Source organism: Limnohabitans sp. WS1 (assembly GCF_003063265.1).
Classification (GTDB): Bacteria; Pseudomonadota; Gammaproteobacteria; order Burkholderiales; family Burkholderiaceae_C; genus Limnohabitans_A.
In genome coordinates this window covers 209,268-229,114 of the sequence record NZ_NERU01000001.1, presented here as the reverse complement: position 1 = coordinate 229,114, position 19,847 = coordinate 209,268, and the positions used below count along the sequence as shown (strand labels likewise).

The following is a 19,847-nucleotide window of genomic DNA, read 5'->3' as shown; positions in this document are numbered from 1 at the left end:
AGAGTTAACGAAGTACTTCGAGCTAATTGCCGATCCAAACGGGCCTGTAGCAAGTGCAGTCGGGTATGGTGCAGCGATATCCTCGACTGTTACCACTCTCCAATCAGAACTCATACCCCAGCCCCCCTAGCTTCTGGCGATTGAGCATCGTCCCCTCTCCCCAATTCCTGCTCCAGTTGTTCAATGCTGGGCAGCTTGCCTCGCAAGGCTTCGGGCAGGGTGTGTGACAGGGTGTAGGTGGACAGGCCCATGGGTTTTTGGATGTCGCTCAAGGCGTATTCGGCCACCAGCCGGTCTTTGCTTTTGCACAGCAGCAGGCCAATGGTGGGGGCGTCGCCGTCTTGGCGCAGCTGGGCGTCCACGGCCTTGAGGTAGAAGTTCAGCTTGCCGGCAAACTCGGGCTCAAAGTCCACGGTTTTAAGCTCCACCACCACATAGCAATGCAGGCGTGCATGATAGAAAAGCAGGTCGATGAAGAAGTCTCGCTCACCGACTTGCAGCGGCACTTGCCGCCCCAGGTAGGCAAAGCCCGCGCCCAGCTCCAGCAAAAACTGGGTGACGTGCTCAATGAGTGCGGTTTCCAGCTCACGCTCGGTGTGCTCGGGCGACAGACTCAAAAAGTCGAACATATACGGGTCTTTGAGCACCTGCCGGGCCAGGTCTGACTGTGGGGCTGGCAGGGTGTGCGCAAAGTTGGTGACGGCACGGCCTTCGCGTTGCCACAGGCCGCTTTCGATCTGGTGCGTCAGCACCGCACGGCTCCAGCCGTGAGCTTGGGTTTGTTGAACGTAATAGAGAGCTTCTCCACGCGTTTGGCACTTGCTAATGATGGCCAGGTTGTGCCCCCAAGGAATGGACTGCAATTGGGCAACAGCCTGTTGCCCAATTGGCTCGGGCTCCGAACCCGCCCCCCAAAACTGCACCCACTGCCGGATGTATTTGAGGTTGCGTTCTGAAAAGCCCGCCACCCCAGGAAACTCCCGCACCAAGTCGGTACTGATCTGAGCCAGAAACCCCTGCCCCCAGGAGGCGGACGCTTGGCGCACCAAGATATCCGATCCCAACTGCCAGTAGAACTGTAGCAAGGCCGTGTTGACAGCCACGGCAGCCTTGAGCTGCACCTGCCGATAGCGGGTTTTCAGGTCAGAGAGCCAATGGCGGTACTCATGGCTGTTAGCCAACAATTCAAAACTCATACCCCCTCCCCCAACTTCAAAAACACCGCATATTCACTCATCACATCCACCGCAATGGTCTTGCCCGCTTGCAAGGCGGCCAGGTGTTCGGGTGTCAGGGTGAAGCGTTCGCCGCCCCAGCGCCGACCAAAGGGGGTTTCGTTGCCGTCGGCATCGAAGGGCTGATCGACGATCAGCACGTTGATTGGTTTTTCATGGCTGTGGTTCATGGTGTTTTAGGCTCCCACACTGGACGGTTCAGAAAGGGTGTCAGGCCTGCGGCCCTCACAGATTGAAAACGATCCATTGGGGCAGTCACTCTTTGCAGTGCTGGGTAGAAGCTCTCGCACAAGGCCATGTTGAACATGTAGCGAGCCAGCGTGATCTTGGGGTCAATGTGTCCGTCATGGCACATGGCATAAGCCAGCAATCGCTCGGAAGAAATATGCGTTTCGACTTGCTGGATAAAGGAGTGAGGCATGTCGCGTTTGGTTTAACTTAGAATTAAGCGGTAAGCCTCGGAACTCCCTCTCCCTCTCCCGCTCCTCGCGGCGGTGACTGGAGCCGAGGTTTCTTTTTTGGTGGGTTCAGAACGCATACCCCAGCCCCCCCAGTTTCTTCCGAATATCAGGGTCAAGGCGTCGTCGATGCGCTTGCCAATGTCGGGCTGGGGCGCGGCAGCACGCAGCGCGTCCCAGCGGGCGCCTTCGGGCACCCAAAACACGTTTTCGCTGGTGTAGTAGTCGCGGTCTTCCAGCTCGGCGGCAATGTCTTCGTCAGCCGCGTCGCCGTAAAACAGCTCATCGGCCGGGTCGCGCAGGCGCAGCGTCAGCTCAGCCTGGCGGGCCACAAAGGCGTCGGAGATGTATTTGACGAAGATGAGGCCGAGCACCAAGTGCTTGTATTCGGCGGCGTCCATGTTGGCGCGCAGTTTGTCGGCCGATGCCCAGAGGGTCTTTTTGATGTCGTCGAGCATTGATGAGCGCTGGTTATTTGTGTTGTATGTCATCCGAAAGTGACAACATATTGACTCGCAAATAAGGTTCTGTTGCCACCAACGGCAATTTGACCATGCGCGGAGCAAACCGGCCACCCGGGCTGTCATAAAAATTTGAAGTGGTTTTGTGGGCTTGGCTCCACCTTCTTCCTGCAAGCCAACGTACCCCTCTTCCATGTTGGCGCTAAACGCCGGTGGCAAGCGAGACCACTGGTGCACGTCCACCGGCATGGGCAAGTTGCATGGATCACAGAAGGGGCTTTGACTTCTTCAAAATGACACAGCACCGGATCGCGAAAAGTCGACCATAAGCCTGGCAGATCATCTGCTTTAACGCAAAGCCTGACCCCGCGCTGCGCGTGACTCGGGGCTGGAGGCGGCCAGCGCGATCTGGTCGTGTGCCATGTACGAAGAAGCATGGTTCAGGGCTGTGGCGGCGGCGTTGACCGACTCTTTGCTCATGCGCACGGTGGCGGCGGGTTGGGCCAGGGTTTGCGCGGCCAGGGCTTGTGCGCGGACCAAGGCTTGGCCTGTGTCGCTGACGTAGTCGACCAGGCCAAGGCTCAGCGCTTCAGGTGCAGCGATGCGTTCGCACAAGATGGTCAAACGCTTGGCTTTGGCCGGACCCAGCAGGTTGACCAAGCGGGGGATGGTGCCCCAGGTGAGCGGAATGCCCAAGGCGATTTCGGGCAAGGACACAAAGGCGTCTTGCGCCAGCACCCGCCAGTCGCAGGCCAAGGACAACGCCAGCCCTCCACCCACCGCATAACCTTCGATGGCGGCGATGGTGATCTGCGGCATTTCTTCCCAAGCCTTGCACATGCGAAAACCCGTGCCCGCAATGTCGCGCCGCTGCACCGTGGACAAGGTGTCGTCGGCCCAAGCTTGCGCGTCGTTCAAATCGGCACCCGCAGAAAAACACCGCGCATCCCCCGTGAGGATGACCACGTCAATGTCCGTGCGATCGCTCAGGGCCCGCGCCACGGCGGTGATCTCGCGCATCAGGGCGCGGGACAAGGCATTCCGAACTTGGGGCCGATTCAAATGGACTTCAACCAAGCGGCCTTGTTCTTTGACGATCAGGTGTTCGTACACGCGGGTTTCCTTTATCAGCCCTTGGCCGCTTCCAGCATGTCCCGCGTCTGCATCGCCACTTTTCGCGCCGCAGCTTCAAAGTCGTCGCCACTCGATGCATACAGCACCGCACGCGATGAGTTGACGATGATGGCCCCTGCGCTGGAGCCGTCGGCATTCGCACGCCAGCCGGCCTTGACGGTGGCCACGGCGTCGCCGCCTTGTGCGCCCACACCGGGAATCAACAGGGGCACGGTGGGGGCGATTTCGCGCACACGTTCAATCTCGGCGGGGTAGGTCGCGCCCACCACCAAGCCCAGTTGGCCGTTCAGGTTCCAGGGGCCTTGGGCCAGTTGGGCAATGTGTTCGTACACACGGGGCTGACCGTCTACCGAGGCCAGGCGCTGGTTTTGCAGGTCATCACCACCGGGGTTGGAGGTGCGGCACAGCAAAAATGCGCCTTTGCCTTCGTACTTCAGATACGGGGCCACCGAGTCCCAGCCCATGAAGGGCGAGAGGGTGACGGCGTCAGCCCCATAACGCTCGAAAGCTTCTTTGGCGTATTGCTCGGCGGTGCTGCCAATATCGCCGCGCTTGGCATCCAAAATGATGGGCACATGCGGGGCCACCCGGCGCATGTGTTCCATCAGGCGTTCGAGCTGGCCTTCGGCGCGGTGCGCGGCAAAGTAAGCAATTTGGGGTTTGAAGCTGCTGACCAGGTCGGCCGTGGCGTCGACGATGCGGGCGCAAAAGTCGTAGATTTTGTTGGCGTCGCCCTTGTAGGCGGCGGGGAACTTGGTGGGTTCCGGGTCCAGGCCCACACAAAGCATGGAGCCGTTTTGGCGCTCAGCGGAGCGCAGCATGTCGAGGAAGGTCATGGCAGGATTTTAAGGGACCCCCATGAACCGAAGCCGTCACGCCGACGCCAGCAAGTCGGTGGGCAAATTGAGGATGAAGTCGTTCAGGCTTTTGGCGTCGCGCCCGGGGCGCATGTGGTCGCGCATGGACAAGACGGCCGCATCGGCGTCGCGCACGCGCAGGGCTTGCACGATCAGTTCGTGTTGGTCATAAGAGGCCTGCAAGCGGCCCAGGGCACCAAAAGCGTGGCGTCGGTAAACGCCCGTGCGAAAGCGGATGCGCAAGACCTCTTGTCGCAAAAAGGGGTTGCGGGTGCCTTGGTAAATGAGTTCATGAAACTGCAGATTGAGCTTTTGCCAGCCTTGCAGGTCTTCGGCCACGGCCACCAGGCGGCTTTGCGCGTGCAGCGCCAGCAGGCTTTGCAGGTCCTCTTCGCTCATGCGTTCGCAGGCCAGGCGCACAGCCACGGCTTCCAGCTCGGCCAGCAGTTCCCACAGGCTGAGCAGTTGCTGCAGGTTCATCTTGGCCACGGTGCTGCCGCCCCGGGGCATGTTGCTCACCCAGCCCTGGGCTTGCAATTGGATCAAGGCCTCGCGGATCGGCGTTTTGGACACCCCAAACTGCTCGGCCAAGGCCAACTCGTCAATGCTGTCGCCGGGCAGCAAATCGCCCTTGGAAATGGCTTCTTCCAGGTGCAAACGGATTTGGTCGCTGACTTTCATGGGGCTCTTCTAAGGGCAAACACGTATATTTTGTCATATTGCTTTAGATACAGATATCGACTATAAATATATTTATGGATGGTGACTTTGTTTTTAAAGTCTTCCAACACACCCCTTATGCCCAAAATTCAAGCCTCTCTCGCGCTATCCCGTTTCAAGGTCATCGACCTGTCCCGTGTCCGTGCCGGCCCCAATTGCGTGCGCATATTGACCGACTTTGGTGCAGACGTGGTGCGTGTGGAGCCCCCCGAGGGCGTGGACCCGAACGAGGCCATGTTTGCCGCCAACCGCAAGGGGGGTGACTTTCAAAACATCAACCGCAACAAGCGCTCGATGACGCTGAACCTCAAGAAAGAGGGGGCGATGGACATCCTCAAGCGGATGATTGCGCAGGCCGATGTGGTGGTGGAGAACTGGCGACCCGACGTGAAGGACCGCCTGGGCCTGGATTACGCGTCGCTCAAGGCCATCAACCCGCGCATCATCCTGGCCAGCATTTCTGGTTTTGGGCAAGACGGTCCTTACGCGTGGCGACCCGGGTTTGACCAGATCATTCAGGGCATGGGCGGGCTGATGAGCGTGACGGGCGAGCCCGAGCATGGACCGATCCGTTCGGGCCTGGCGGTGGCCGACCTGAGCGCCGGGCTGTACTGCGCCATCGGTATCCTGGTGGCGCTGATCGAGCGCGAGACATCGGGCCAAGGCCAGTGGGTGCAAAGCTCTTTGCTGCATTCGCAAATTGCCATGATGGATTTCCAGATGGCCCGCTACCTGAACGACAACGACGTGCCGGTGCAGGTGGGCAACAACCACCCCACCAGCTCACCCATGGGCTTGTTTGAGGCCAGCGATGGCTGCTTCAACCTGGGCGCATCGGGCGAAGGCAACTGGAAGCGCTTTTGCGAAGTGGTGCAAAAACCCGAGTGGTTCCAGGACCCGGAGTTTGTGACCGAGCCGCTGCGTGTCAAAAACAGAGAGCGCCTGAACCGGCTGATTGCCGAAGAGTTTCCCAAGAAAACCGTGCACCAGTGGGTCTGGCTGCTCAACCAAGCGGGTGTGCCGGCAGGCCCGGTTTACACCGTGCCCCAGGTGTTTGAGGACGAGCAGGTCAAGCACTTGCAGGTGACCGCCACACTGCCCACACAGTTTGGCAAGGACATGCATTTCATCACCCAGCCGGTGGTACTCAGCCGCACGCCCTCCAAGGTGGTGGCCCCGGCACCGGGTTGGGGCGAACACACCGACGAGGTGCTGGCCGATCTGGGTTTTTCGGCCACGGACATTGAAGGCTTTCATGGCCGGGGGGTGGTATGAGCCAGGGCCGCATCGATCTGAACGTGCAAGGCCATGTGGCGCTGGTCACGATCGATGACGTGGCCAAACTCAATGCCATGAGCCTGTCCATGTGGACAGACTTGCTGGCCGCCTTTGAAGAGATTGACCGCCGCACCGAGGTGCGGGTGTGTGTGTTGCGCGGTGCCGGCGAAAAATCGTTTGTTTCGGGCGCCAACATCAGCGAGTTCGAGACCCAGCGCAACTCAGCAGCATCGGTCGCGCATTACAACAACATGGTGATGCGCACGCAAAAGGCGATTTTTTGCTGCCGCGTGCCGGTGATCGCCGCCATCAGCGGCATTTGTTATGGCGGCGGACTGGGCCTGGCCTTGAGCTGCGACCTGCGTTATGCCGCACCCCATTCGCGTTTTCGCATGCCTGCGGCCCGCATGGGCTTGGGCTATGACAGCGAGAACATGAAAAGCATCCTGAACAACCTGGGGCCACAGGCCACGGCCGAAGCTTTCTACACCGCCCGGGTGTACGACGCCGCCAGCGCACAGGCCATGGGCATGGTCCTTGCTGTGGTTGACGATGTGTTTGCGCACTGCACCGCCTTGGCCCATGAGATCGCCGCCAATGCGCCCTTGACCATTCAGGCCGCCAAGAAAACTTTGGTCGCACTGGCAGAAGATGAAGAAGACATGACGTCAGTGGAAACCGCCATCGACGACTGCTTCAAAAGCAAGGACTATGTGGAAGGCCGACTGGCTTTCGCACAAAAGCGGTCCCCTCAGTTCACCGGCCAATGAGCCCCATTTCTTTCCACCTCACCAGGAGCATTCAGATGAAACTTTTGACTTCCCTCGTTGGCTTTGCGCTGTCGGTCTCGACCGGCATGGCCTTGGCCTTGGGCCCAGCGCCAGCGCCTCTCAAAGACAAAGCCACCCTCACGGTCGGCTACGTCAAAGTGGGCCACCTCTCGCCCATGCTCTTGGTCGAAGAAGAGCTCAAGAAAATGAACATCGAGGTCAAGCGTGCCGAGTTCGTGCGTTACGCCGATGCCCGCACCGCCTTGTTGTCCAACTCGGTCGACGTGTCGGCCGTGGGTGCGGGTGACCTGGCCATCGTGGCCGGTCAAGGCAGCAAAAACCTGATCGGTCTGACCGGTGTGGGCAGCTCGCCCAAGTACCTGGTGGTGCGCAAAGGTGCCAAGATCGACGACTGGGGCGACATCAAGGGCAAGAAAATTGCCATTGCCCCCGGCTCGGCCGTCTGGTTCCAGTGGGCCATGACCTTGATCGAGAAGAACATCCCTTACAACTCGTTCACGCCTGTGAACGTGCAAGGTGGCGGCACAGCCTTTGTGCAGGCCATGAAGCGCGGCGACATCGACGCCATGGTGCTGTGGGAGCCCTTTGAGTCGCAGGCTGTGGCCGAAGGCGATGCTTACTTTTCGCAAAAGCTGGAGTACAGCCAATCGCGTGCGGTGGGTGCCGAGTTGGGCATGCTGGCCGCCTCGGGCGAAGCCATGACGCAAAAGAAAGAGCTGGTGCGCCGCTTCCTGTGGGCTTACCTCAAGGCCGAAGAAACCCTGAGCAAAAACAAGGATGTGTTTGCCGATGCCTATTCCAAGTACACCGGCCTGCCCCTGAACGTGACCAAAGAGTCGGCCAAGATCATCCAGCTCGGTGGCGTGCTGAACAAAGACCAAGTCTCTCGCTTGGCTGAAGCCGCCTTCAAGCAAGGCATTGTGCAAAAAGACGTGACCAAGGAAGCCGCCGCACTGTACGACGACTCGATGGTTGTTGAACTCAAGAAGTAAGCAGGCAGCACCTCCATGGCAAACGCTTCTTTCGAAACCCTTCGGCGGACGCTGCTTGGCGTGTTGGTGCCCGCCGCGGTTCTGCTGGTCTGGCAGGTGGCCGGTAGCCGGCCCGACATGGCCGGCATTTTGCCCACGCCCATGCAGGTTCTGGATGGCTGGCACGGCTGGATTTTTGGCTCGCCGGGCATGGGCCTGAACCCTTACCTGGGTTCGTGGGTGGCCAACGTCCAGTACTCATCCATGCGTGTGGCGCAGGGTTTTGTTCTGGCAGCCCTGATTGGCGTGCCCTTGGGCTTGCTGATTGGCTGGAGCCGCACGGTTCAACAACTGTTTGACCCACTCATCCAGAGCCTGCGCCCGATCCCGATCACCGCTTGGTTGCCGTTTTCGATTGCCCTGTTCGGCATCCGCGACATGGGGGCCATCTTTCTGATTTTTCTGGGTGGCTTTTACGCGATTGTGGTCAACACCACCCAAGGCGCACGCGATGTCGAGCGCAACCTGGTGCGGGCTGCACTCATGATGGGCGCGAGCCGCAAGCAACTCCTGTATCGGGTGGTGCTGCCAGCGGCCATGCCCTCCATCTTCACCGGCTTGCGCATTGGCCTGGGCATTTCGTGGACGGCGGTGATCGTGTCCGAGATGGTGGCCGTCAAGTCGGGGCTCGGCTATGTGCTGTGGGACGCCTATTACGTGGGGCGCATGGACATCGTGCTGGCCGACATGGTGTCGATTGGCATCATGGGGTTTTTAAGTGATCGCCTGATCGTTTTCATCGAAAGCAAGGTTTTGGTCTGGCGCATGCTGCAAAGCCATTGAAACAACTATGTCCCACATTTCCATCGACAAGCTCTACAAGACCTACCCGGGTGCCACACCCGTCAAGGCGCTGGAAGACATCAATTTGCAAGTGGCTCCCGGTGAGCTGGTGGCACTGCTCGGGCCTTCGGGCTGCGGCAAATCCACTTTGCTCAATCTGATCGCCGGATTCGAACAACCCAGCCAGGGCCAGCTCTTGGTCGACGGCCAAGGCGTGCGTGCACCCGGCCCGGACCGAGGCGTGGTCTTTCAGGAAGCCGCTTTGTTCCCGTGGCTGACCGTTTGGGAAAACGTGATCTTCGGCCCCAAGGTGCAGGGCATGGCTCGCAGCGAATACGAAGACCGCGCCCATGAAATGATCAAGATCGTGGGCCTGAGTGATTTCAAAAACCATCTGCCCGTGCAGTTGTCGGGTGGCATGCGCCAGCGTGTGGGCATTGCCCGCATCCTGACGCTGGGCTCACGCGTGTTGCTCATGGACGAGCCCTTTGGCGCGCTGGATGCACAAACCCGTTTGACCATGCAAGAGTTGCTGCTCACGGTGTGGCAAAAGCTCAAGCCCACCATCATCTTTGTCACACACGACATCGACGAGGCGATCTTTTTGGCCAGCACGATTTACGTGATGTCAGCCCGCCCGGGCCGCATCCAGACCAAAATCACCGTGCCGCTGGCGCGTCCACGCACTGTGGCCGACACGGCCAGCGAGACCTTTGCCGCACTCAAACTCGACATCCTCAACCTCATTCGACACTGACATGGCCAACCCCCGCATTCCCTACCGCTTCTCCAACGATGGTCCGGCCCTCAAGGCCGCGCCTGAGGGAGCCATCATGGTGCACTTGGTGGTGAACGTGGAGCATTGGCAGTTCGAGTCGAGCATGCCGCGCACCATCATCACTCCGCCGCACGGCAAAGAAACAGTGCCCGATGTGCCCAACTTCAGCTGGGCCGACTACGGCATGCGGGCGGGTCTGCCGCGTTTGCTGCGGGCCATCCAAGAGCGGGGCTTGCCCGCCTCCACCAGCTTCAACGCCGGGGTCATCAACGCTTACCCTCATGCAGCGCAAGCCATGCACGACGCTGGTTGGGAGTTCATTGGCCACGGGGTACACCAGAAAAGCCTGAACCACAACCAAGGCGAGTCCGAAGAATCGTTGATCGCGATGAGCCTGGACATGATCGAGCGCTTCACGGGCCAGCGCCCCAGAGGCTGGCTCAGCCCCGGTCTGCGCGAAACACACGACACCCCCGAGTTGCTGAAAAAACAGGGCGTGGACTATGTGTTTGACTGGGTGGTCGACGATGTGCCCAGTTGGATGCAAACACGCAACGGCCCCTTGCTGGCCATGCCCTACAACCTGGAAATCAACGACTCGATCGTGTACGCCATCGAGAAACACACCAGCGATGAAATGTACGAGCGCCTGGCACGCACGCTGGCATTGTTTGAGCGCGAAGCGACCTCGCACCCCCGCGTGTTGGCCATCGGCCTGCACCCGCACCTGATTGGCGTGCCTCACCGCTTTGCCAGTTTTGAGCGCATGCTGGACTTGCTGATGAAGTCACCCCAGGTGTGCTTCAAGACCGGCGGTCAGATTGCCGACTGGTACACCGCCCAGGTGCCTGCGCCCAACGCCTGATGGGGATGCGCAACCCTCTGGCGCTGTCTTGATTTTGAAACCCGGGCAAGCCCATTGACTTGCCCCCTTTGCAGGCCTTTTGCATGAACCTCGAACTCGATCAAAAACAAGTCATCGTCACAGGTGGCTCCAAAGGCATCGGTCTGGCCATTGCGCTGAACTTTGCCCGCGAAGGTGCCAAGCCGGTGTTGGTGTCTCGCCAGCGCAGCAACCTGGACGCCGCTTTGGCCGCCTTTGCCCAAGAGGGCTTGCCTGCACCCGAGATCGCGGAGATTGATTTGTCACAACCCGGCTCGGACCGCGCTTTGTTCCAACTGTTTCCAACTGCAGACATCCTGGTCAACAACGCTGGCGCGATTCCGGGCGGCAGCATCCACGACATCGCAGAAGACGCATGGCGTGCGTCGTGGGAACTCAAGCTGTTCAGCTACATCAACCTCACCCGGCTGTATCTGGGGGCCATGGAGTCACGCGGCTCTGGCGTGATTTGCAACATCATCGGCATGGCCGGGGCGGCACCGCGCTACGAATACATTTGCGGCTCGGCGGCCAATGGCGCTTTGATCTCGTTCACCCAGGGCATTGGCGCGGGCAGCGTGCGCAAGGGCGTGCGGGTGTTCGGCATCAACCCTTCGCCCACCCGCAGCGACCGCATCGAAGGCGTGCTCAAACAACAAGCGGCCAGCAAACTGGGCGACGCCTCGCGCTGGCTGGAGATGACCCAAAAATTGCCGTTTGGCCGTTTGGCCGAACCCGATGAAATCGCCCGACTGGCGGTGCTGTGTGCCTCACCGGTTTGTGGCTACCTCAGCGGCACGGTGCTGCATGTCGATGGTGGGCAGCAATACGCGCCCAATTGACCCCCCAAACGGTGCCCCAGCGAAGCCCCATAACCATGGACCTCTCGGCCCCCCACGACACCTTGTTGTTGCAACGCCCTGCAGAGGGCGTGCTGCAAGTGAGCCTGAACCGCCCCGATGTGGGCAACGCCATCAACACCCGCATGGGCCAGGAACTGCTGGACCTGTGGCTGGCACTGAGCAGCGATGCGCAAGGCGTGCGCTGCGTTGTGCTGACCGGTGCGGGGTCCCGCATTTTTTGCGCGGGCGGCGACCTGAAAGAGCGCAAAGGCATGACGCGTGCGCAATGGACGCAGCAGCACGAGGTGTTTGAGCGCATGTCCTGGGCCTTGGTGGATTTGCCTTTGCCGGTGATAGCGGCCATCAATGGTCATGCCTACGGCGGGGGCCTGGAAATGGCCTTGTGCTGCGACTTCATGTACGCCAGCGACAACGCCCGCTTTGCCTTGCCCGAGGTGACCCTGGGCATCATGCCCGGCATGGGGGGCACACAAAACCTGCCCCGCGCCATCGGTGAGCGCCGCGCCAAAGAATTGATGTTGACCGGGCAGGCCTTTACTGCAGAGCAAGCACTGGAGTGGGGTTTGGTCAATCAGACCCTGCCCGCCGATCAAGTGCTTGACCAAGCCCTGCGCACGGCACAGACCCTGGCCCGCAACGCCCCTTTGTCCGTTCGCCAAGTCAAAAAGTCCATCCGCTACGGTGGGCAAATGGAACTGCGCACGGCGTATCGGTTTGAGGTGGAGGCCTACAACCAGTTGGTGGACACCGAAGACCGGCACGAGGGTGTGCTGGCCTTCAACGAAAAAAGACCTCCTGTTTTCAAGGGCCGCTGATGGGCAGCCCCAGCCCCACGTCTTGGAGCGCATGGCTGGTGCAAGCCTTGCGCAAACCCGTGGGCGAACACGACCGGCAACGCGCTGCCTTGCACCTGATCGACTGGATGGGCTGTGCGCATCTGGGGCAAAGCACCGAACTGGGTGAAGTGCTGCAGCGCTGGGCACTGAAACAAGCACCCGGCCCCATATGGGTTTGTGGCCACCGTGGCTTGATGGCTGCCGAAGCGGCCCGCTGGAACGGTTCGTTGGGCAGCTGCCACGAAATGGACGATGTGCACCGCGAAGCCGTGGTGCACCCGGGCGACACGGTCGTGCCTGCCGTGTTGGCCATGGCTCAACGCGAAAACGCCAGTGCGCCAGCTTTGCTCGATGCCTTGGTGGTGGGCTATGAGGCTGGCATTTTGCTGGGCCTGCTCAGTGGCCCCAGCCATTACGCGCACTGGTACAGCACCGCCACAACTGGCGTTTTTGCCAGCGCCATGGCCTGCGCTCAATTGCTGGGCCTGGACGCCACGCGCACACAACACGCTTTGGCCCTGGCGGGCATGCAATCGGCCGGTGTCTGGCAGTGCCGCCTGGAGCCGGGCTTGGCCAAACAAATGGCCACCGGGCACAGCGCACAAGCCGGTTTGGTGGCGGCCGACATGGCGGCGGCGGGCATGACCGGTCCTTTGTCCATTTTGGAAGGCCCTTTGGGTTGGCTGCAGGCCACGGGCGGGCCATTGGACGCCGGGCGTGCCGAGTCTTTGCTGCAAGGGGCACACAAGGCGCCTTGGCGTTTGCACGAGGTCAGCTTCAAGCCCTGGCCCGCTTGTCGGCATGTGCACCCGGCCATTGAATGCGCCCTGAAGCTGCACGCACAAGGTCTTTCACCAGAACGCATCGAACATTTGCACCTCGAAACCTATGCCGTGGCCTTGTCGTTTGCGGACCAAGCTGCACCCCAAACGCCTTTACAAGGCAAGTTCAGCCTCCAGCATGGCGTGGCATGGGCCTTGTGCCATGGCGGTTTTGGTTTGGAAGCGACACAAGCCCATGCCCTGAGCGAGCCCAGCTGCACCCGCTTGCGCGAACATGTGGAACTGAGTTGCGGCGCAGAGCAAAACCAGGCTTACCCGCAGAGGTTTGGTGCCAAGCTGCACGCACGCTTGACCGACGGTCAAATCTGGGTGAGCGAAGTCAGCAGCGTGCTGGGCGACCCCGAAAACCCCTTGCGCCCGGAGCAGGTCACCGACAAAGCCCGCACCTTGCTGTTGGCCAGTGGATGGTGCTCCGATACGGCCCAAGCCTTGGTGGATCAAGTTTGGGCATTGCCCCAAAGCAGCTCAATGGATGCGCTGTGGGCCTTTTTGCAGATCCGCTCAACCCCCCGTTGAACGTGGTGGGTTTGTGCAAAACGCAGGAGACCCTGCGATCACCCGGACATGGCGCTGTAGGCACCTGCCCTGCAAGTCATCCAGCCGTACAAAGCGAAAGCACATGCGCGCTTTTTGACGCGATTTTTCAGGCCCAAAAACTGTCCATGGCGCAAGCCAGCGACAACAACTTTTCGTCTTGGCCCGGAGCGGCCAGCCATTGGCATGACACAGGCAAGCCGTCTGTAGGGTAAGGAAAGGACAAGGCGGGAGCCCCCAGGATGTTGGCCAGACACGCCCAGTCGGCCTGGCTGGCTGGTGCGGCTTCGGTGTGGGCGAAGCTGGTGTGCGGTGTGGTGGGCAAGAGCAGGATATCCACATCAGCCCACAAATCACCGGCCTGCGCCCGCATGCCCAAAATGGCAGACCGACTGGTGGCCCGTTTTTCAGGGCTCAGTCGGGCACCGTAGTTGAGCATTTTTTGCAAGCCAGGGCTCAGGCCCGTCAGATCAGGACCCAATGCCTCCATCCAGTACTCGGCCCCTTCCCACTCGCTCATCAACAAGGCGTGCAAGCGGCTGGCAGCGGGCACCCAATCGGGCCACTGCAGCGTGCGCAATTGCGCACCCCGGGCTTGCAAACGCGCTTGTGTGTTCTGCCACGCCTGATGGACAGCTGCGTCCATTTCGACTTCTGAGGCTTGCGGCAAGATGCCCACGCGCAAGCCCTGCCAAATGTTGGTGCTTGTCTCGGGTGCCCGGCTCAGTCCCAACAGGCGAGCGGCCGCCTCGGCCAAGTCACGCCCGGTTCTGGCCAGCGGGCCGGCCACATCGAGTGTGGGGCTCAAAGGAACGATGCCTTGCATGTCCAGGCGCTGACGCGTGGGAATCAAGCCAAACACACCACAATAAGCGGCGGGAATGCGCACCGAGCCCATGGTGTCGGTGCCCATGGCCAGTGGGCACAAATGATCGGCCACAGCGGCTGCAGAGCCCCCACTGGAGCCGCCCGGTGTGTAGCCCTCACGCTGCGGGTTGATGCAACGGCCATACACGGGGTTGTCGGTGGTGGCCCCCAAAGCGGCTTCGTGCATGTTGAGCTTGCCCAACAAGACCATGCCCGCATCACGCAACTTGACGTACACCGGCGCGTCTTGCTGCGGCCAGCGCTGTGCATAGGCCGCCGTGCCTGCCGTGCAAGGCATACCGACCACATCGATGTTGTCCTTCAAGGCCAAAGGCACCCCATCGAGTGGCCCCAGCGGCAGGCCCTTGGCCCAACGCTGGGCACTGGCTTGGGCTTGTTGCAAAGCCAGCTCGGTGCACACATGGACAAAGGCGTGCAGCCTCGGGTTGCGCTGCGCGATGCGTGCAAAATGTGCTTGTGTCACCGCCACCGGGTCGGTCTGGCCCAAGGCATAGGCTTGGTGCAAGTCAGCAGCGCTCAAAAGGGTCAGGTCGGTGTGCATGGTGTTCACGACTCAAGGCTGGGGCGTGCGGCTGGGCCACAACACAGAGGCAATGGCCACCACAATCAACACAATGGCCGCCCAGTCCTGCCAGTGCAAGACCTCGTTTAAAAAATAAGCCCCGCTGAAAACCCCCAGTACCGGGATGAACATCACACTCAGTGTGGAGGCCAAGGGCGGCAAGTTTCTGGCCAATGACAACCATGCAGCTTGGGCAAACACAAACACCCCAAACGCGTTGTACACCACCGAGACCCAGGTCACAGACGGGGGAGGTCCCCAGGCGTCACGCTCAAAAAGAAAAGCCAAAAAACTCATCAACAAAGTGCTCATGCAGGTCATCCAGAACACGATGGTCAGAGTAGGTACCTGAATGCGGGTGTGCCGAATTTGTTGCGTGCCCAAACCCCAAAAAGCTGCGGCCACCAGACCCAGGGCCACACCCAACGGTTTGCCCGCGATGGTGCTGAACTCATGCCACATCAAAAGCATGACGCCCAGCAAGGCCGCCGCCAAGCCCAACCAACCGCGCCACTTGAGCACCGCGCCGTAGGCGGCCACGCCAATCAGGGCCGAAAAAATCGGCATGGTGTAACCCAAGATGGCCGCCCGCCCACTCGACAGATTTTGCACGGCCAAAATGATGAGCACATGCCAAATGAGCATGTTGGTCGCAGCCAAGATGAACAGCTCTCGCCAGTCAGATTGCGGGATCTTGAAGGGAATTTTTTTGACGTACAGCACCAGCGCCAAAAACGGCAAGCCCATCCACATGCTCAAACTGCGAAACGAGAGCGGTGGAAAATAGCTCACCCCCAGTTTGAGCATGGGCCAGTTGAAGCCCCAGACCAGCGTCAATGTGACGAGCAATGTGATTTGTTGTCGGCTGAGGGTCATGCAGACCATGTTATCCCAAGGCCTCTTTGCCTCCTGATTCACCCGTGACAGGGGCCATGGCGTGCCTATTGATCCGGCCCGATGAAGTTTGCATGAACGCTTTCTTTGTGGGAGCGGCGCCCTCGCCGCGATAGTGCCTCGTAGACCACCACCCATCGCCCCGAGGGCGGGGCTCCCACAAATCCCCCATCGTTGATCACTGTCCCCAAGGCAAGCCTTCCACTTCAAACTTCTCAGGGCCGGATCAATAGGTGGTGCGCGTGCCATCGCCCTCAGGGTGGGCTCCTACAAAATCAATACACACATGGCCGTCAAAACCATGGGCCAGAGCCTTACCAAGCAGGCTGCAAAGCGGCAAAACCTTTGGGTGCTTGACTGGCTCTGTCAAACGTCACGATCTCATAGGCGTCGGGTTGGGCCAGCAGTGCTCGCAGCAGCTGGTTGTTCATGGCGTGGCCCGAGCGAAAGGCGCTGTAGGCGGCCAGCAGGGGTTTGCCCACGATGTACAGGTCGCCCATGGCGTCGAGGATTTTGTGCTTCACAAACTCGTCGTCGTAACGCAGGCCGTCGGCGTTCAGCACCTTGTAGTCGTCCATGACGATGGCGTTGTCCAAGCCTCCGCCAAGCGCCAGGCCATTGGCACGCATCATTTCCACGTCTTTGGTAAAGCCAAAGGTGCGGGCCCGGGCAATGTCACGCGAATACACGCCCTCGGACATGTCGAACACCACCTGCTGCCCGGTCGAGTCAACAGCAGGGTGGCGAAAGTCGATTTCGAAGCTGAGTTTGTAGCCGTGAAAGGGTTCGAGCTTGGCCCACTTGATGTTGTTGCCCTCGCCTTCGCTGACCTGCACGGTTTTGAGCACGCGCAAAAAGCGCTTGGGCGCGTTTTGCTCGACGATGCCCGCGCTTTGCAGCAAAAACACAAACGACGAGGCCGATCCGTCCAAAATGGGCACCTCTTCGGCGGTGATGTCGACATACAAGTTGTCAATGCCCAAGCCTGCGCAGGCCGACATGAGGTGCTCCACCGTGAACACCTTGGCTTGCCCGACCGAGATGGTGGAGGCCAGACGGGTGTCGGTCACCGACTCGGCCCTCACAGGAATGTCCACCGGCTCAGGCAAGTCCACACGCCTGAACACGATGCCTGTGTCGGGTGCGGCTGGCCGCAGCGTCAATTCGACACGTTGGCCACTGTGCAAACCCACGCCAACGGCCTGGGTGAGGGTTTTGAGGGTGCGTTGAGCAAGCATGAAAGCATTTTAATTCGCTGACATAGACGCTGTGCTGACAGGGTTTGCCTTGCGCCCCGAGGCTGGCCCAACTTCCATTCTCACAAGAGTCATGCCATGCTGTCCGCCCTGACCCAAGCACAGAAAAAAGGGCCGAGCGGTCACGACCGTCAGCCCTTGAAGGATGGCAATGAAGGGGCGGTGCGCTGTTCAATCGGCTTGTTTGCGCAAGAACGCCGGAATCTCAATGTCGTCCATACCGGCATTGACCATGCCATCCACGCGGGCTGCGGCGGTGGTGCGGCTGTTGCGCCACACGGCAGGTGTGCTCATGCCACTGCCACTGCCTGTGCTGGCGGGGGCTCGCATGGTGGGCACCACCACATCCTGAACACCTCGCGCGAAAACAGTCGTGTCGGCACCGTTGCCCGTATGAATCACTTCAAGGATCGGACGTGCCGCAGCTTTGCGTGACAAACCGGTCGCGACCACGGTCACACGGATGTCATTGCCCAAGCTTTCGTCGTAGGCCGTGCCATAAATCACATGGGCGTCTTCGGAGGCACAGGCACGAATGGTGTTCATGGCCTGCTTGGATTCGGCCAACTTCAAGGAGCCTTTGGCGGCGCTGATCAGCACCAAAACACCTCGAGCACCTTTGAGGTCGACACCTTCAAGCAGGGGGCAAGCCACAGCTTGCTCGGCGGCAATGCGTGCACGGTCGGGGCCGCTGGCGGCTGCTGTGCCCATCATGGCCTTGCCGGGTTCGCCCATCACGGTGCGCACGTCTTCGAAGTCGACGTTCACATGGCCCGGGACATTGATGATTTCAGCAATGCCGCCCACCGCATTTTTGAGCACGTCGTTGGCGTGAGCGAAGGCTTCGTCCTGCGTCATGTCATCGCCACCGGGCAATTCGAGCAGTTTCTCGTTGAGCACCACGATCAATGAGTCAACGCAGGCTTCCAGTTCGAGCATGCCTTGGTCGGCATTGCTCATGCGGCGGTTGCCTTCAAAATCGAAGGGCTTGGTCACCACACCCACAGTCAAAATGCCCATTTCTTTGGCAATTCGGGCAATCACAGGGGCAGCACCGGTGCCGGTGCCTCCGCCCATGCCGGCCGTGATGAACAACATGTGCGCACCTTCAATGGCGCTGCGAATATCGGCCTCAGCAGCCAAGGCGGCTTCACGGCCTTTGTCTGGCTTGCTGCCTGCACCCAGACCCGTTTGTCCCAATTGAATGAAACGATGCGCCGCACTGCGGGCCAAGGCTTGTGCATCGGTGTTGGCGCAGATGAATTCAACGCCTTGAACCTGACGCTCAATCATGTGTTCAACAGCGTTGCCGCCACCTCCGCCAACCCCGATCACTTTGATCTGGGTGCCTTGGTTGAACTCTTCGGTTTGGATCATTTCAATGGTCATGGTGATATCCTAAATCTGAATTTCTGAAGTTGTCTGGATCGGTGAAAAAATTTTTGCCAGAAGTCAATGTCTTCACTGCTGTCTGTGTTGGGTGGGCTGGGTCGGGCCAGGAATTTTTTGTTCCATTCCATCAAAAGTTCCCCACAATAAAGTCTTTGAAACGACCAAAAGCATTGTTCACTGAACTCTTCTTTTGTGTCACCTTGTAGCCACGCAAGCGAGCAAGGCGTGCCTCTTCGAGCAGGCCCATCACCGTAGCCGCCCGGGGTTGACTGACCATGTCGGCCAAGCCGCCCGAATACTTGGGCAAGCCACGGCGGACAGGTTTAAGAAAAATGTCTTCACCCAACTCAACCATGCCCGGCATGACCGCACTGCCGCCTGTCAGCACAATGCCGGAGGACAGCACTTCTTCATAACCCGACTCCCGGATGACCTGATGCACCAAAGAGAAGATCTCTTCAATGCGCGGCTCAATCACACCAGCCAGGGCTTGTTTGCTCAGCATACGGGGGCCCCGATCACCCAAACCAGGCACTTCGACTTGGGCTTGCGGATCGGCCAACAACTGCTTGGCGTAGCCGCTTTCTACCTTGATGTCTTCAGCGTCTTTTGTGGGGGTACGCAAGGCCATGGCGATGTCGCTGGTGATCAAGTCACCCGCAATGGGAATCACGGCCGTGTGGCGAATCGAGCCATTTGAAAAAATGGCTACATCTGTGGTGCCTGCACCAATGTCCACACACACCACACCGAGTTCGCGCTCATCTTCAGACAACACGGCCAAACTCGACGACTGGGGGTTGAGCAACAGCTGATCCACCTCCAGGCCACAGCGTCGCACACATTTGATGATGTTTTCAGCAGCGCTTTGTGCCCCCGTGACAATGTGCACCTTCGCCTCCAGGCGCATGCCGCTCATGCCTATGGGTTCTTTGACTTCTTGGCCATCGATCACAAATTCTTGTGGTGCCACGAGGAGCAAACGTTGATCAGAGGAGATGTTGATGGCTCGCGCAGTTTCCATGACGCGAGCGACATCGGCCTGAGTCACTTCTTTGTCCTTGATGGCCACCATGCCACTGGAGTTCAAGCCACGGATGTGACTGCCCGTGATGCCGCAATTGACATGCACAATTTTGCAGTCGGCCATCAGCTCAGCCTCTTTCAAGGCTTGTTGGATGCTTTGCACGGTGGCATCGATGTTCACAACCACCCCACGCTTGAGTCCATTGCCAGGTGCAATGCCCAAGCCAGCAATTTTCAATGAACCATCTGGCAACACTTCGGCCACCACAGCCATGACCTTGGATGTGCCAATGTCCAAGCCGATCACCAAGTCTTTGTACTCTTTTGCCATTTCAACCACCGTTT

At 59.7% G+C, this 19,847-nt stretch carries 19 protein-coding genes and 1 pseudogene; 9 read left to right on the top strand and 11 right to left on the bottom strand.

Annotation, left to right across the window (positions count from 1 at the left end; all coding sequences use genetic code 11):
* Nucleotides 1-110: 110 nt before the first annotated feature.
* The 6 genes and pseudogenes from B9Z48_RS01055 to B9Z48_RS01025 all read right to left on the bottom strand — a co-directional run bounded on the left by B9Z48_RS01055 (nt 111) and on the right by B9Z48_RS01025 (nt 4,826).
* Nucleotides 111-1,196, bottom strand: a complete 1,086-nt coding sequence (locus tag B9Z48_RS01055) for a YhcG family protein (protein ID WP_108376877.1) — start codon at nt 1,194-1,196, stop codon at nt 111-113.
* Nucleotides 1,193-1,405 (bottom strand): hypothetical protein, encoded by a 213-nt coding sequence (locus B9Z48_RS01050; RefSeq protein WP_108376876.1) that lies wholly within the window; start codon nt 1,403-1,405, stop codon nt 1,193-1,195. Before B9Z48_RS01050 ends, B9Z48_RS01055 begins: the two co-directional genes overlap by 4 nt.
* Before the next feature lie 395 nt (nt 1,406-1,800).
* Nucleotides 1,801-2,151, bottom strand: a pseudogene (locus tag B9Z48_RS01040) (type I restriction-modification system subunit M N-terminal domain-containing protein); the annotation flags it as partial.
* Between the two features lie 351 nt (nt 2,152-2,502).
* Complete coding sequence (locus B9Z48_RS01035; protein WP_158273184.1) at nt 2,503-3,267, bottom strand: enoyl-CoA hydratase/isomerase family protein; 765 nt, start codon at nt 3,265-3,267, stop codon at nt 2,503-2,505.
* A gap of 14 nt (nt 3,268-3,281) precedes the next feature.
* Nucleotides 3,282-4,124: an orotidine-5'-phosphate decarboxylase gene (gene pyrF, locus B9Z48_RS01030; RefSeq protein WP_194944600.1), complete on the bottom strand. Its 843-nt coding sequence runs from the start codon at nt 4,122-4,124 to the stop codon at nt 3,282-3,284.
* 36 nt (nt 4,125-4,160) lie between these two features.
* Entirely contained in the window at nt 4,161-4,826 is a 666-nt protein-coding gene (locus B9Z48_RS01025) for a GntR family transcriptional regulator (protein WP_089953213.1), read from the bottom strand.
* A gap of 117 nt (nt 4,827-4,943) precedes the next feature.
* Here B9Z48_RS01025 and B9Z48_RS01020 point away from each other — a divergent pair, with 117 nt between their 5' ends.
* The 9 genes from B9Z48_RS01020 to B9Z48_RS00980 all read left to right on the top strand — a co-directional run bounded on the left by B9Z48_RS01020 (nt 4,944) and on the right by B9Z48_RS00980 (nt 13,466).
* Nucleotides 4,944-6,140, top strand: a complete 1,197-nt coding sequence (locus B9Z48_RS01020) for a CaiB/BaiF CoA-transferase family protein (RefSeq protein WP_108376873.1) — start codon at nt 4,944-4,946, stop codon at nt 6,138-6,140.
* Nucleotides 6,137-6,913, top strand: coding sequence for an enoyl-CoA hydratase (locus B9Z48_RS01015; protein WP_108376872.1), 777 nt, complete (start codon nt 6,137-6,139; stop codon nt 6,911-6,913). The genes B9Z48_RS01020 and B9Z48_RS01015 overlap by 4 nt, the downstream gene beginning before the upstream one ends.
* A 35-nt stretch (nt 6,914-6,948) precedes the next feature.
* A complete protein-coding gene (locus B9Z48_RS01010) occupies nt 6,949-7,926 on the top strand; it encodes an ABC transporter substrate-binding protein (RefSeq protein ID WP_089953682.1) in 978 nt (325 codons plus the stop codon).
* Between the two features lie 15 nt (nt 7,927-7,941).
* The gene (locus tag B9Z48_RS01005) at nt 7,942-8,748 is read left to right on the top strand and encodes an ABC transporter permease (RefSeq protein ID WP_108376871.1); all 807 of its coding nucleotides are present in this window, start codon (nt 7,942-7,944) and stop codon (nt 8,746-8,748) included.
* Nucleotides 8,749-8,755: 7 nt separating this feature from the next.
* Nucleotides 8,756-9,505, top strand: a complete 750-nt coding sequence (locus tag B9Z48_RS01000) for an ABC transporter ATP-binding protein (protein WP_089953221.1) — start codon at nt 8,756-8,758, stop codon at nt 9,503-9,505.
* A 1-nt stretch (nt 9,506) separates the two neighbouring features.
* Entirely contained in the window at nt 9,507-10,391 is an 885-nt protein-coding gene (locus B9Z48_RS00995; protein ID WP_108376870.1) for a polysaccharide deacetylase family protein, read from the top strand.
* Nucleotides 10,392-10,474: 83 nt separating this feature from the next.
* On the top strand, nt 10,475-11,251 hold the full coding sequence (locus B9Z48_RS00990) for a short-chain dehydrogenase/reductase (protein ID WP_108377159.1): 777 nt from the start codon (nt 10,475-10,477) through the stop codon (nt 11,249-11,251).
* A gap of 35 nt (nt 11,252-11,286) precedes the next feature.
* Nucleotides 11,287-12,087 carry an enoyl-CoA hydratase/isomerase family protein gene (locus B9Z48_RS00985; RefSeq protein WP_108377158.1) on the top strand — a complete coding sequence of 267 codons (801 nt, stop codon included), beginning with the start codon at nt 11,287-11,289 and terminating at the stop codon, nt 12,085-12,087.
* Nucleotides 12,087-13,466 carry an MmgE/PrpD family protein gene (locus tag B9Z48_RS00980; RefSeq protein WP_108376869.1) on the top strand — a complete coding sequence of 460 codons (1,380 nt, stop codon included), beginning with the start codon at nt 12,087-12,089 and terminating at the stop codon, nt 13,464-13,466. The genes B9Z48_RS00985 and B9Z48_RS00980 overlap by 1 nt, the downstream gene beginning before the upstream one ends.
* Nucleotides 13,467-13,593: 127 nt before the next feature.
* On the opposite strand, the gene B9Z48_RS00975 is transcribed toward B9Z48_RS00980, so the two are convergent.
* The 5 genes from B9Z48_RS00975 to ftsA form a co-directional block, all read right to left on the bottom strand.
* A complete protein-coding gene (locus B9Z48_RS00975) occupies nt 13,594-14,913 on the bottom strand; it encodes an amidase (protein WP_108376868.1) in 1,320 nt (439 codons plus the stop codon).
* A gap of 12 nt (nt 14,914-14,925) precedes the next feature.
* A complete protein-coding gene (locus B9Z48_RS00970; RefSeq protein ID WP_089953688.1) occupies nt 14,926-15,810 on the bottom strand; it encodes a DMT family transporter in 885 nt (294 codons plus the stop codon).
* 332 nt (nt 15,811-16,142) lie between these two features.
* Nucleotides 16,143-17,066: a UDP-3-O-acyl-N-acetylglucosamine deacetylase gene (lpxC, locus tag B9Z48_RS00960; protein ID WP_089953233.1), complete on the bottom strand. Its 924-nt coding sequence runs from the start codon at nt 17,064-17,066 to the stop codon at nt 16,143-16,145.
* Between the two features lie 189 nt (nt 17,067-17,255).
* On the bottom strand, nt 17,256-18,473 hold the full coding sequence (ftsZ, locus tag B9Z48_RS00955; RefSeq protein ID WP_089953235.1) for a cell division protein FtsZ: 1,218 nt from the start codon (nt 18,471-18,473) through the stop codon (nt 17,256-17,258).
* Between the two features lie 130 nt (nt 18,474-18,603).
* Nucleotides 18,604-19,833, bottom strand: coding sequence for a cell division protein FtsA (ftsA, locus tag B9Z48_RS00950; RefSeq protein WP_108376867.1), 1,230 nt, complete (start codon nt 19,831-19,833; stop codon nt 18,604-18,606).
* Between the last annotated feature and the right edge of the window lie 14 nt (nt 19,834-19,847).